This window comes from Pelagimonas sp. (assembly GCF_058892305.1).
Map to the genome: position 1 here is coordinate 1 of NZ_JBZXVN010000097.1, position 803 is coordinate 803.

The window sequence follows — 803 nt, forward strand, 5'->3', positions numbered from 1 at the left end:
CCGATACGGTGCCGCTTGATTGGCGCGCCTATTGGGCGGCGGCCAAGAGCACCCCCAGCGAGGGCTTTGCCCTTTGGGCCATGTGTTTCACCACCCTGATCCCAACGCTGGTGCATGTTGTTTGGGCGCTGACCCTCTGGGCCGTTCAAAAATCCAACGGCACCCGGCGGGCGGTGGCGAAGATGCGCGACCTGCCCGCCCCGACGCCAGATCAAACCCCCATTGCGATCGACGACGCGCTGCGCAATGACATCGCACGCAATCTTATGAGTGGTCAGTTTTGGGGCGTGTTTCGCGCCGGGTTGATTTGGATACCGGTCCTCACAACGGTGCTCTTTTCAATCTATTGGATATTTCTGAGCTATAGCGCTTGACCCCACAGGTCGCTTTGATAATCAGGTCACACGGTGGGCCTGTAGCTCAATTGGTTAGAGCAGGGTGCTCATAACGCCTTGGTTGGGGGTTCAAGTCCCTCCGGGCCTACCAGATTTTAACAATTTCAAAGCCTTCCAGGTACTTTTGCGACTTCGTGCCTCTATATTTGTCAAAGGGTTGCGGGCCGAGTGCCACACGAAGTTCAGCTCAACGGCACGCACAATATTCTTCCAACCGCTGATCCAACAACGGGTTCACGCCCGCGTCAGGGTTCCGAGTCACCTGAAACCCGTCACGCGATCCGCAACGGGAACAAGCCGAGGCGACAGGATGACCCGCAAAATGCGCGCCAACGGTTGGCATATGAACTACCTTCCCAACATGGGTACATCGGTTGCAGGTAACATAAAGACAGTTTCCAAGGATCG

1 protein-coding gene and 1 tRNA gene are annotated in these 803 nt (G+C 56.4%); both read left to right on the top strand.

What is annotated here, in order from left to right:
- The coding region (locus tag AC5EFR_RS23455; RefSeq protein ID WP_493578099.1) for a hypothetical protein at positions 1-374 on the top strand (374 nt) is incomplete at its 5' end.
- A gap of 35 nt (positions 375-409) precedes the next feature.
- Positions 410-486 (top strand) — tRNA-Ile (locus tag AC5EFR_RS23460).
- Positions 487-803: the final 317 nt, after the last annotated feature.